This is a genomic window from Enterococcus sp. AAFC-DPL-5146 (assembly GCF_058216635.1).
In genome coordinates this window covers 1,581,119-1,594,040 of sequence record NZ_CM177103.1, presented here as the reverse complement: position 1 = coordinate 1,594,040, position 12,922 = coordinate 1,581,119, and the positions used below count along the sequence as shown (strand labels likewise).

Here is a 12,922-nt window from a genome sequence, read left to right as displayed (position 1 = left end):
TGAAAATATGGATTTCTTATTCATTTTAGCTTTATTTCAGCATGGATACAAGGTAAGAACCTCAACTTTGTATCATCTTTTAAAAGGTAAACGGACTAGTTCTGTTTTGTTATACGGTTTTCTATATGAAAATTTACGCTTTTTTCAGTTGACTCCAGAGTTATCTGAAACTCAATTTAATCAGATACTAAATGACTTAAGCGTAAATCAGTTCTTGACATTGAGTGCTGACGGAGAAGCTCAAATAACAGCTCTTGGAAAGCAAAGGTTAGTTAAAGATGATAACCATTTTATTTGGATTGACAATTATCGTTTTGGCCGAACAGATGAAACGATCTGGCGTTTATTACAATTTACCGTACAGGTAGTTTCTCATTTATCTTATGCCAATAAACAATATATTCCTCTTGAACAATCGCCATTATACCAGAAACAAGTAAAAGTATATATCAAATCAATGCCGAAAAATTTGTTGATTCGAACAGTTAAAGAAGAATGGAGACAGATTTTTTCATGCTTGCCTAAAGAAGAAGCGGATTATTTTGCAAAACAATTTTCAGGATACCAGCAAATTGGTAAAACATCTTTTCAATTGATGGATACTAATCAAAAAGCATTCAAAAAATATCTTTTAAACAAAGAAAGACTTCACCATTTATTTTATATGATTTATCAGATGCCAGAAGATAGTTTCTTAAAAAAGTTTATTACTCCGCTAATTAAACAAAATGAAAATCAAAGTATGAACGAAACAAGACATTATTTAGACACACAGCTATCAATGGATGAGGTTGCTCAACAAAGGAGAGTAAAAAAAAGTACGATACAAGACCATTTTATGGAACTGGCTCTAACAACTGATTTTCCATTTGAACGTTTTATATCGAAAGAGACTTATCACTCTTTAAATCAACAAGTTGGTCCATATCAAGAATGGGTGTATCGTTCATTGAAACAAAATGATCCAAAACTTGATTATTTTGAGTTTCGATTGTATCAAATTCAAAAACTTAGAAAAGAAAGAGAACAGAGAAGATGACCATTCATTTAGAGCAAGTATTGCATGATAAATTCGGGTTTAGTAGTTTTAAGCCAGGACAAAAAGAAGTTGTTGAATTGCTTTTAGCTAAGCAAGATACATTGGCAGTTTTGCCTACAGGTACGGGAAAATCTTTATGTTACCAATTTATTGGACAACTGGTTGAGGGGACAGTGATCATTGTTTCTCCATTGTTGTCATTAATGGAAGATCAAGTAATTCAACTCCAAAAAAAAGGGGAATCTCGGGTTGTTGCATTAAATAGTAGTCTATCCTTTTTAGAAAAGCAGTATGTGCTGAATCATTTAAGTGACTATAAATTTATCTTAGTTAGTCCAGAAACGTTAATGCAAAAAGAGGTCAGACAAAAAATAGCACGTTTAACGATTGCATTGTTCGTAGTAGATGAAGCCCATTGTGTCTCTCAATGGGGCGTAGACTTCAGACCTGAATATACAAAACTGGCTAAAATTCAAGCGGAGTGCGGGTATCCGTTAACATTAGCTTTGACAGCTACAGCAACACCTGCGGTAAAAAATGAAATCATCAAACAAGTATTTACTCATTGTAAACATGTTTCAGAAGTGATTTTTTCCGTTAATCGACCGAATATTGGTCTGATTGTTAACCAAACAACGGAGAAAAATGATGCGTTGTTGTTTTATCTGACGCAATTAAAAACTAAAGGAATCATTTATTGTGCAACAAGAAAGAAAGCTGAGATACTCAGTCGAACAATCAAAGAACAGACCAACTTGAAGTCGGCATTTTATCACGGTGGGTTAACACCGAATGAACGCAGTTTATTACAACAGCAATTTGTATCAAATCAATTAGATGTTTTATGTGCAACTAACGCCTTTGGTATGGGCATTGATAAGCCGGATATCCGCTTTGTCATTCATTATGATTGCCCAGATAGTTTAGAAAACTATGTCCAAGAAATCGGCCGGGCTGGTCGCGATGGCCAACCTAGTGTTGCGATTTTACTGTATAAAAAAGGGGACGAATCCATTCATTATTATTTTCAGTCTGAAAGTCGACTTGATCGTGAACTCTTAAATGCACCAGGGATATTTCAAATAGAGAATGAAGAAGATATACTTCCAGTTTTAAATGAAATTCAGCAAAAATGGCTTCAAGGGTATTTAGAAAACGAATATACGATTGAAGAGTTAGAGAAAAGATTATTAAGAAAAGAGAAAGAACGGCAACAACAGCTAAACAGTATGTTAAACTATATAAATGAACAGAAGTGCCGTCGTGTATTCATCCAACAGTATTTTTCAGAAAAAAATGACGACATAAAACAAGAAAGTTGTTGTGATCAGTGCGGCTTATCTTTTGACAATTACAAAGATCAGATAGTACAATCACCAGAAGAAAACGAAATCTCCGATCAGTGGGAGGACATTTTAATAAGATTATTTAAAGAATGAAAATAATCTTTATTTAGACTGCAGTTGATAAAAAGCTGTGGTATAATAGCACACGAGAGAAATTTAGGAGGAACGATACGTGAGTAAAAAAGATACGAGAAAACCATCAGGAGCACGTGAACCTTGGGAGCAGTCAATTTATGATACAGATAAGAACACTGGAGGTTCTCGCTCAGAAAAACGTCAACACAAAAAAGGAAATACGGTTTTTCTGACGATTTTAGTTATCTTATTACTATTGATTATTGCTTTACCAGTAGGAACATATCTATATGTGATGAGAGATAAATCTGACAATAAAGAAGCAACACAACCTTCATCATCTGTGGTTGTTCAATCATCAACAACACAACCATCGTCATCAAGTGCCCAAAGTGAGTCATCATCTTCAAGTGCGGCGAACGGTGAAAGTAGTGTGTCACAAGAAACAACACCAACAAGTCAGGCAACAGAAGAGACATCTGCTTATACGGAAGTACTTGCAGGAGAAGGTCCGAACCAAGTTGCCGCAAGAAATGGTATTACAACGGATGAATTATTACAATTGAATGGTTTGACATTGAATTCTGTTTTACAACCAGGTCAATCGTTACGTGTTAAATAATAAAAAATGAGCCAACGGTGAGATTGAGCAAACCTCGATCTCAAGGTTTGCTTTTAAGGGTCTGAAACAAAACAGTCTTTGTTTTGTACCAGACTCTTTTACTATGTAGTAAACAAAGGAGTTTGTTATGAAGAAGATAAGTATTGCCATTGATGGACCAGCCTCGTCTGGAAAAAGTACAGTAGCCAAAATTTTGGCAAAAAAATTGAATTATATCTATTGTGATACAGGTGCAATGTATCGAGCATTAACCTATTTGGCAATTAAAGAAAATGTTGATTTTGAAGATGAAAAAAGCTTAGTGGAACTATGTTTGGATCACACGATTTCATTTAAACAGACAGAAAAAGAGCAGCTTGTCTTCATAGATACTCTCGAAGTAACAGAAGAAATCAGACAACCTGATGTGACAAATTCCGTTTCAATCGTTGCCAAACACGGAGAGGTTCGAGAAAAAATGGTTCAGCTTCAGCAAAAAATCGGACGTGCAGGAGGAGTAGTTATGGACGGACGAGATATTGGAACGGCTGTGCTGCCAGATGCAGAAGTTAAAATTTTTTTAGTTGCAAGTGTAAAAGAGCGCGCTGAAAGACGTTTTAAGGAAAATCAGGCAAAAGGAATTACTACTGATTTTGATACACTGAAAAAAGAAATCGAACATCGGGACTACCTTGATTCCACTCGAGAAGTATCACCTTTGAAACAAGCAGAAGATGCAGTTAAAATAGACACAACTGGCATGAACATCGAGGAAGTTGTCACAGCGATAGAACATGTTATTGAGTCGAAAATTTAAAAGTTGCTTTAGTTTAACTACTTGAAGCCTGCGATTTTTTCTCTTTAAGAAAGAAATTACCCTCTTATTTCAAAGAAAAAAAAGAAAATGAGAGAAATCGCTTTATTTTTTCAGTAAAATCCCTTACTATTAAAGAAGTAGGTCAGTTTTTTACGAATTTTTTGGTGGCATAGGAGGATAAGTATTCATGACAGAAGACAAAAAAGTGGAAATTAGCAATGAAACAATGGAAGATGCAATGAACAGCGTCCAAGAAGTAAGTGTCGGCGACATCGTTAAAGGTGAAGTGTTGGCCATTGAGGACAAACAAGTAGTTATCGGTATTGAAGGTGCTGGTGTTGAAGGCGTGGTACCAGCAAAAGAATTATCTACTACACAAGTAGAAGATATCAACGAGTTAGTGAAAGTTGGAGATATCTTAGACTTAGTTGTAATCACTTCGATTGGAAAAGATAAAGAAAACGGTAGTTATTTGCTTTCTAAACGTCGTTTAGATGCTAAAAAAGTTTGGGAAGAAATCGAACAAGATTTCCAAGCAGGTAAAATTATCGAAGCACCAGTTACAAATGTTGTAAAAGGTGGTTTGGTTGTTGATGTCGGCGTTCGTGGATTTGTTCCTGCATCAATGGTAGAAGATCATTTTGTGGATGATTTTTCAGAGTATAAAGGTAAAACTTTGACATTTAAAATCATTGAAATCGAACCTTCTGAAAACCGCTTGATTTTATCTCATAAAGCAGTGGTTGAAGCTGACAAAAATTCTAAGAAAAAAGATATCTTAGCTACGCTTCATGAAGGCGATGTTGTTGAAGGAAAAGTTGCTCGTTTAACAGATTTTGGTGCGTTTATTGATTTAGGCGGCATTGATGGATTGGTGCATGTTTCTGAGATTGCGCATCAACATGTTGGTAAACCAAGTGACGTATTAACTGTTGGAGATGATGTGAAAGTCAAAATCCTTTCCATTAATCCTGATGAAGAACGCGTTTCTCTATCAATCAAAGAAACATTAGCTGGACCATGGGAAGATATCGAAACTAAAGCAGCTGTTGGTTCTGTTCTTGATGGAACAGTCAAACGTCTAACAAGTTTTGGGGCATTTGTAGAAGTATTCCCAGGAGTTGAGGGCTTAGTTCATATTTCTCAAATTTCTCATAAACATATTGCAACACCTCATGAAGTATTACAAGAAGGTGAAACAGTTCAGGTGAAAGTCTTGGAAGTAAATCCAGACGAACATCGTATTGCTTTAAGTATCAAAGCTTTAGAAGCAAAACCAGAATCGCAAGAAGAACCAAAAGATGTTCAAGACTATGAGTTGCCAGAAGAAAATACTGGTTTCACAATGGGTGATATCTTAGGTGATGCTTTAAAAGGGCAAGATTCTGATTCAGAATAATTTTAACTAAGATTTATAAAAACGAAGGGAAACCTTCGTTTTTTTGTATCTATGATAAAAAAGCCGACAACTAAATACTTTTAGTTGTCGGCTTTTTGTGTAATCTATTAATTATAGATTACGCGTAAATCTCCTGGTATATAATCCCCTTGATATTGTTTCCGAAATTGGTGAGGGGACTGACCAACTTTTTTCTTAAATAACTTACTAAAATAAGTAGAATCAACATAGCCAACAGTACCAGAAATCTCAGTAATGGACTCTTCTGTTTTCATCAATAATTGTTTAGCTTTTTCTATTCGGTATGTAGTTAAATAATCGATAAAGTTCATTCCTACAGCATCTTTGAAAAACCGACTAACATAATGGCGATTCAAATGCATGATGTCTGCTAAAGTAGCCAAATTTATCTCTTCATTGTAATGATCATGAATATAATCAAGAATAGTATTGATTTGTTCTTTAGCTAATACAGTGGGTTTGTTGTTCAAAACATCTAGTAAAGATACTTGATTTAGTGATTTGACACAACGGTGGATTGCGAATTTTAATTCATTAAAGTCAATTGGCGCTAGTAAATAATCAATAACTCCACATCGTAATGCTTGTTGAATGCTTTGGAAATTATCTCGTTCCGTTAATATGATTACTTTAATATTTGGTAGATGTTGTACTATTTTCCGCTTAACGATGAAACCATCAACATCAAGATGATCAATCGCTATCAAGAGAATTTCTGGAAGGAGTTTTTCAGCGATACTCAATGCTTCTTGTTCCGTTCCAGCAGGAGGTAAAACTTTTATATTCATGAATGAATCATTGATAGATTGGTGAAGAAGTTTTTGTTCTTTTGGATCATTACTAACAATCAATAATCGGCACATAAGAAAACCCTCTTTTCTTTGATAGAATGCTCGTACTTTTGTTTGTGAAAACCTATTTACTATTCTATCATACCCTTAATATATTCAGCTTTCAAGTCAAATAATTTGTGAAATATATAAACTAGAAGGTAAATTTTGTCCATAATATTCTTAAAATATTCCCTAACAAATTGAAAAAAATAGATTAAAATAGGTTTGTAAGCGTTTAACGAAATCTTACTGCTCTAAAAAACTAGGCAGTTAGAAGATTGAAAGACAAAAATTTGAAGGAGTGTTCAATATGACTGAAGAAATCAAAGTGAAAGAAATTGACACATTAGTTGAAACAGCAAAGAAAGCACAAGCAGAATATGAAAAATTTTCTCAGGCTCAAGTAGATGCTGTTGTAAAGAATGTCTATCAAAAAACATTAGATAATGCAGAAAAATTAGCTATAGCAGCCAATGAAGAAACTGGATTTGGTAAGGTTTCTGATAAAATAATCAAAAATACTTTTGCTAGCGAACAAGTCTATGACAGTATTAAAGACTTGCCAACTGTTGGAGTAATCAATCGTCGCAAAGAAGATAAAATAATTGAAATCGGGATTCCTTTAGGTGTCGTAGCAGGGCTAATTCCATCAACCAATCCAACTGCAACAGTTATCTTTAAAGCATTAATTGCATTAAAAACTAGAAATGCCATTGTCTTTTCTCCACATCCGAAAGCTTTGAAAGCAATTTTAATGGCTGTAGAAATTATTGAGAAGGCAGCCGTAGAAGCTGGTGCACCTGCTGGTTTGGTTCAAGTAATCCAAAATCCTACATTAGATGCAACTAGCGCATTGATGAAACATAAAGATGTTTCCTTGATTCTTGCAACAGGTGGTAAAGCGATGGTTGAAGCGGCGTATAGTTCTGGAAATCCTGCGATTGGTGTTGGACCTGGAAATGTTCCTGTTTTAATTGATGCAACTGCAGATATCGCTCATGCGATTGATTGCGTGATTAGTAGTAAAACTTTTGATAATGGAATCATTTGTGCATCAGAACAAGCGCTTGTTGTGGATGCTGCAGTGAAAGATGCAGTTGTTAATGAATTAAAAGTGAAAAAAGCTTATTTTATGAACGAAGAAGAATCTGCAAAAGTTAGTAAATATATTTTGAGAGAAACTGGCACATTGAACCCAGAAATTGTTGGGAAAAGTGCAGTGGATGTTGCAAAACTAGTTGGCATTTCAGTACCGGAAGACACGACTATTTTGATTTCTGAGCAAACGGAAATTGGACATCACAATCCTTATTCAAGAGAAAAATTAACACCAATTCTAGGTTTGTTTACAGTTGACTCTTTTGAAACTGGTGTTGAAACATGTAAAGCATTGCTTGCTAATGAAGGAACCGGACATACTGCAGTAATTCATACAACAACGGATGCTAACGCTGAAAGATATGGGCTAGAGATGAGAGCTTCACGCATTCTCGTTAACACATTAGGCGCATTAGGTGCGATTGGTGCAACAACAAAACTTGCTCCATCAATGACATTAGGTTGTGGAGCAATGGGCGGAAGCAGTACAACAGATAATGTTACAGCACATCATTTAATGAATGTAAAACGCATTGCTTACGGTATTTAATATTAAAATATAAAAACTGAGATTATCGTTGACTGTAAAGTGAAACGGTAATCTCAGTTTTTTTGAAAAGAAGAGGGGTAATAAATAATCAATAAAAGTGATTAAATAGAGAATCTTTTAGATGAAATTGTTCAAAAGTGGTCTGAAGTTTAGATTAAATAATATTTTTTCTCATTTTTTACTTTGTTCTTCAACTATATACAACATTTTCTTGCATCTTAGACAAGCATTAGGTAAACTAGTAAAGATTGAAAACTTGTCAAGGAGGTAATTTGAATGGCAAATCCAACAATTGCAATTGTCGGACGCCCGAATGTAGGGAAGTCGACGATTTTTAACCGTATAGCTGGTGAAAGAATTTCAATAGTGGAAGATACACCAGGTGTAACCAGAGATCGTATTTATACCACAGGAGAGTGGTTGGGTCGCGAATTCAGTATTATTGATACAGGTGGTATTGATTTAGGCGATGAACCATTTATGGATCAAATCAAACACCAAGCTGAAATCGCTATTGAAGAAGCTGATGTAATCATCTTTGTTGCTAGTGGACGTGAAGGTGTGACTGATGCGGATGAATTAGTGGCAAAAATTTTATATCGAAGCAATAAACCAGTTATCTTGGCTGTAAATAAAGTCGATAATCCTGAAATGAGAAATGAAATCTATGAGTTTTATTCTTTAGGATTAGGTGATCCTTTTCCTGTTTCCGGTAGTCATGGTTTAGGACTTGGGGATGTACTTGATGAAGCGGTCAAACATTTCTCAACTGAGATTGAAGATGAAGATGAAGATACGATCAAATTTAGTTTGATTGGACGTCCCAACGTTGGTAAATCTTCATTGATTAACGCAATTCTTGGTGAAGAACGTGTGATTGTTTCTGAAATCGAAGGAACTACTCGTGATGCGATTGATACACATTTTGAATCTGAAGATGGTCAAAAATTCTTGATGATCGATACGGCAGGTATGCGTAAACGTGGAAAAGTTTATGAAAGTACTGAAAAATATAGCGTGATGCGTGCGATGCGTGCCATTGAGCGCTCAGATATTGTTTTAATGGTATTAAATGCAGAAGAAGGTATCCGAGAACAAGATAAAAAAGTAGCAGGGTATGCTCATGAAGCAGGTCGTGGTATTATCATTGTTGTTAATAAATGGGACACAGTTGAAAAAGAAACTAATACAATGCGTGACTTTGAAGAAGAGATTCGTGATGAATTCCAATATCTTGATTATGCTCCAATTATTTTCGTTTCTGCTTTAACCAAACAACGCTTAAATAAACTACCAGAATTAATCGAATTAGTCAGTATGAATCAAAATCTACGGATTCCATCTGCCTTGTTAAATGATGTTGTGATGGATGCTATTGCGATTAATCCGACTCCGACCGATAAAGGGAAACGATTGAAAGTATTTTATGCCACACAAGTAGCAATTAAACCACCAACATTTGTTATTTTCGTAAATGAAGAAGAATTGATGCATTTTTCATATGCACGATTCTTAGAAAATCAAATTCGAAAAGCATTCACCTTCGAAGGAACACCAATCAAAATCATTCCTAGAAGACGAAAATAGTGCATTTTACCACACTTGTTTCAAATGTACAAATAAATTCATTGAGTTATAAAAAAAAATGATATTTTTAGAAAAAACTGGTTAAAAGATATCAAAAACCTTGCTATTACAAGCTTCCTATGATATCGTGATAACAGAATATTGATCCAATTCAATATTTGTACGTGATTTTTGGACCACTCAAAAATAAACGTAAATTAGATATCTTTTTGATATCCTATCCCTTGTGGAGGAGGTGAAATAATCCATGGCAAATAAAGCAGAATTAATCGAAAACGTTGCATCTTCAACTGGTTTAACTAAAAAAGACGCAACTGCAGCAGTGGATGCTGTATTTTCAACTATCCAAGAATCTCTTGCTAAAGGTGAAAAAGTTCAATTAATCGGTTTTGGTAACTTTGAAGTTCGCGAACGTGCGGCTCGTAAAGGACGTAACCCACAAACTGGTAAAGAAATTCAAATCGCTGCAAGCAAAGTACCTGCGTTCAAACCAGGTAAAGCGTTGAAAGATGCTGTTAAATAAGACAGTTCTTAGAACCCTTGATTATTCAAGGGTTCTTTCTTTTTTTTAGATGGAAATTATTGTTTAAGATCAGATAAACGGCCAAAACATTTTATATAAAAAAAGACTAGCAATTAATCGCTAATCTTCACAACATGAATCACACATGGCAATAGCCGTAATCATGCCAGATGCAGTTAGAGCTAACGCAGCAATTAGGCTAGCGTAAAATACTTTTTTCATTTATTTTACCTCCTATATTTGCAATGAGTATAGCACAGATTCAAGTAATAGGATAATTAAATCTAAAAAAAATAAAAGAAGCCAATCTAAAAAGATTGGCTCCGAAGATTACGAATAATCAGCTATGTTAAAAAACGTAAGGTCTTACTATGAACTTTAGGATTTGCTAATTATTCAAATCAGACCGAATCACTCTGTTTCTTTGCATCTGCAATTTTTTAAGAAGTGCGCTATAGTTCTTAAAAGTTGCATGTACTTGAAACAAATTTAGTATATAAGATAAATAAGAATTTTTACATAGGAAATTTTGAATAAATATAATAAAATAGTGAATCAATAATGCCTGTTCTTTAAGAGAAATAAAAGAACGATTGTCTTTATTTGACAAACCACCAAAAATCAAATGTGTCTTAACGTACAATGGCGTATCTTTATAAAAACATCCTCCTTTTTGTTTTATGACAACTAATGGTAGAATAAAGAAGAGGGGTGTTATCAATGGAATTAGTTTATAAGAAAAATCAGCTCCAGACAACAATCATTTATGGCGAAACCTTCGCTGCACAGATTAAATTGGCTTCGCTTGGTTCAAAGCATATTTTTTTGATTACCAATCAACGTTATTATGATTTGTTTTCGGATAAACTGATTCAGCTTTTTGATGACAAACAGGAAATAGATTGGTATATTTGTAAGAATGATGCTCATTGCAACAATATAAATGAATTAGAAAATCTCTTGGCATTTTTAACTGACTTTGATCAGCAACAGGAATTTCTCTTCTTGGGTGTTGGAAATGAAGGAGTTGTTCAACTAACAACGTTTCTTCATAAATCATCTGTGTTAACTTCTGAGTGTTGGTTATTACCGCTGTCGGTTCAATCACTAAGTAAAAGTTTGATTCCAAAAGGTCAAATTGAACTAATGAATCATCCTGTTTTGGAAAGTTCGGTACTAGCTCAAAAAATTATCTATGATCGTACTTTAACGACTGATTACGGAGATGGAAAATTAGTCGATTTTCTTGTTTTTGTTAGATGCGGATTAGTTTGTAGTCATGATTTTTTAAGAATGCTTTTTAAAAATTATAGTGATACAACACGCTTGAATCAGCACTCATTTAACGGTATGCTGGATGAAATGATTCGCTATTATGAAAAAGACGGTCAAATAATCGACCAATTCGGTCATTTATTTGAACATGGTTTTCTAGAAACCGCAAATGGACATTTATTATCTAGTCACATGAAACGATTTTTAGGTTGTTTATTGCAGCTTTTATGGTCGCAAGAGGTTAATGGTTTTTCATTTCATTATAAAAATTTTATTATATGGTTGATTCGCTTGGGTTTTCCAGTCGATTTTCCTGAGCAAATTTTAGTTAGTGATTATGTGGAAGGTATTTTAAAGTGCATTAATCATGGTGAAAGTGTAGCTCTTTTAAAAGAAGTAGGGGAAATTGATCAGATGGTAAAACCTAAAACAGAGGACTTATTAGTAACAATAGAAAAATATAAAACTATTTTAAAAGAAATTAGAGGATAAAAAATGACAACATACAGTGAAAAAATGTTACAAGCATTACATGAAGAAGAGTTGGCTCAGGCTCAATTAATGTTAGCAGAAGCTATCAGAAAGGACGACGATGATACCTTAGCTGATTTAGGTGAAGAATTATTATCTCTGGGCTTCTTAGAGGAAGCTCAATTGGTTTTTGAACACTTATTGACGATTTTTCCAGATGCCGACGGATTGAACATCCCATTAGCAGAGATCGCAATCGAAAATAATCAGATTGATGATGCTTTTGCTTATTTAGAAAAGGTGGATAAAGACAGTGATAGTTATGTTCAAAGTCTTCTTGTAACGGCTGATTTATATCAAGTGATTGGAATTCCAGAAGTCAGTGAAGCAAAATTAAAAGAAGCACAACGATTATTGCCTGATGAGCCATTAATTTTATTTGCTTTAGGTGAGTTGTATTTTGTGAATGGTCAATTTCAAGAAGCGTCACAAGCCTATCAGGAACTCCTTGAAACGGACGTAACAGAAATCTCTAGTGTATCAATGAACGAGCGTCTAGGAAGCAGCTACAGTATGTCAGGTGACTTTGAAGAAGCGATTCCATTTTTAGAAAAAGCTTTGGAAGAAGAGCAGACAGATGATCGTTTATTCCAATTAGCATTTACTTATTTACAATTACATGAAAATGAAAAAGCAATTGCGCTGTTACAGCAGTTAAGAGTCTTAAATCCCCATTATCAATCATTGTATTTATCTTTAGGGGAAGCATTGCAGGAAGAAGAACAATTAGAAGAAGCACGCACTGTTTTAGCAGAAGGAATCAAAGAGAATCCTTTTCAAGTAGACCTCTATCAGCTAGCTTCTGAAAATGCTTATCGTCTACATGATACTGAACAAGCAGAATCATTACTTAAACAAGCACTAGAACTTGGGGAGAAGACCGATGAAACAAGGCTGACATTAAGTAATTTGTACTTAAACGAAAATCGGTTTGAGGAAGTTATCAATGTTGTGCAACAAATGGAAGAACAAGGTCATCCATATGGTGAATGGAATTTAGCTCATGCATATAATGAGTTGGAGGAATTTGATTTAGCAAGAGTCCATTATGAACAAGCCTACCAAGAACTTTCTCATGAACCGGAATTTTTAAAAGAATACGCAGTTTTTCTCCGTGAAGAAGGCCATTTAGAGAAAGCTAAAGGAATGTTACAACACTATCTTCAACATGAACCTGGTGATAATGAAGCACAATCATTGTTAGAAGATATTGAAGAAAGATAGGTG

Annotated in this window: 11 protein-coding genes; 10 read left to right on the top strand and 1 reads right to left on the bottom strand. The window is 34.5% G+C overall.

Translation table 11 applies throughout. The features are described 5' to 3' along the window. Positions 1-7: 7 nt before the first annotated feature. The 5 genes from AC4BB2_RS07140 to rpsA all read left to right on the top strand — a co-directional run bounded on the left by AC4BB2_RS07140 (position 8) and on the right by rpsA (position 5,277). On the top strand, positions 8-1,039 hold the full coding sequence (locus tag AC4BB2_RS07140; RefSeq protein WP_490472278.1) for a YpbB family protein: 1,032 nt from the start codon (positions 8-10) through the stop codon (positions 1,037-1,039). After that, positions 1,036-2,478, top strand: coding sequence for a RecQ family ATP-dependent DNA helicase (locus tag AC4BB2_RS07135; RefSeq protein ID WP_490472277.1), 1,443 nt, complete (start codon positions 1,036-1,038; stop codon positions 2,476-2,478). Before AC4BB2_RS07140 ends, AC4BB2_RS07135 begins: the two co-directional genes overlap by 4 nt. 79 nt (positions 2,479-2,557) lie before the next feature. Continuing rightward, positions 2,558-3,082: an SAG1386/EF1546 family surface-associated protein gene (locus tag AC4BB2_RS07130; RefSeq protein WP_490472276.1), complete on the top strand. Its 525-nt coding sequence runs from the start codon at positions 2,558-2,560 to the stop codon at positions 3,080-3,082. A 127-nt stretch (positions 3,083-3,209) separates the two neighbouring features. Further along, the gene (gene cmk, locus AC4BB2_RS07125) at positions 3,210-3,878 is read left to right on the top strand and encodes a (d)CMP kinase (protein ID WP_490472275.1); all 669 of its coding nucleotides are present in this window, start codon (positions 3,210-3,212) and stop codon (positions 3,876-3,878) included. 187 nt (positions 3,879-4,065) lie between these two features. After that, positions 4,066-5,277 carry a 30S ribosomal protein S1 gene (rpsA, locus tag AC4BB2_RS07120; protein WP_490472274.1) on the top strand — a complete coding sequence of 404 codons (1,212 nt, stop codon included), beginning with the start codon at positions 4,066-4,068 and terminating at the stop codon, positions 5,275-5,277. Positions 5,278-5,384: 107 nt separating this feature from the next. On the opposite strand, the gene AC4BB2_RS07115 is transcribed toward rpsA, so the two are convergent. Then, positions 5,385-6,161, bottom strand: coding sequence for a helix-turn-helix domain-containing protein (locus tag AC4BB2_RS07115; protein WP_490472273.1), 777 nt, complete (start codon positions 6,159-6,161; stop codon positions 5,385-5,387). 280 nt (positions 6,162-6,441) lie between these two features. Between AC4BB2_RS07115 and AC4BB2_RS07110 the strand changes: the two genes are divergently transcribed. The 5 genes from AC4BB2_RS07110 to AC4BB2_RS07090 all read left to right on the top strand — a co-directional run bounded on the left by AC4BB2_RS07110 (position 6,442) and on the right by AC4BB2_RS07090 (position 12,919). Beyond that, on the top strand, positions 6,442-7,779 hold the full coding sequence (locus AC4BB2_RS07110; RefSeq protein ID WP_490472272.1) for an acetaldehyde dehydrogenase (acetylating): 1,338 nt from the start codon (positions 6,442-6,444) through the stop codon (positions 7,777-7,779). Positions 7,780-8,055: 276 nt separating this feature from the next. Continuing rightward, positions 8,056-9,366, top strand: coding sequence for a ribosome biogenesis GTPase Der (der, locus tag AC4BB2_RS07105; RefSeq protein ID WP_490472271.1), 1,311 nt, complete (start codon positions 8,056-8,058; stop codon positions 9,364-9,366). A gap of 247 nt (positions 9,367-9,613) precedes the next feature. Further along, positions 9,614-9,889 (top strand): HU family DNA-binding protein, encoded by a 276-nt coding sequence (locus AC4BB2_RS07100; protein ID WP_010761417.1) that lies wholly within the window; start codon positions 9,614-9,616, stop codon positions 9,887-9,889. 720 nt (positions 9,890-10,609) lie between these two features. Continuing rightward, positions 10,610-11,656: a hypothetical protein gene (locus tag AC4BB2_RS07095; protein ID WP_490472270.1), complete on the top strand. Its 1,047-nt coding sequence runs from the start codon at positions 10,610-10,612 to the stop codon at positions 11,654-11,656. Positions 11,657-11,659: 3 nt separating this feature from the next. Further along, positions 11,660-12,919 carry a tetratricopeptide repeat protein gene (locus tag AC4BB2_RS07090; RefSeq protein WP_490472269.1) on the top strand — a complete coding sequence of 420 codons (1,260 nt, stop codon included), beginning with the start codon at positions 11,660-11,662 and terminating at the stop codon, positions 12,917-12,919. The last annotated feature ends 3 nt before the right edge of the window (positions 12,920-12,922 follow it).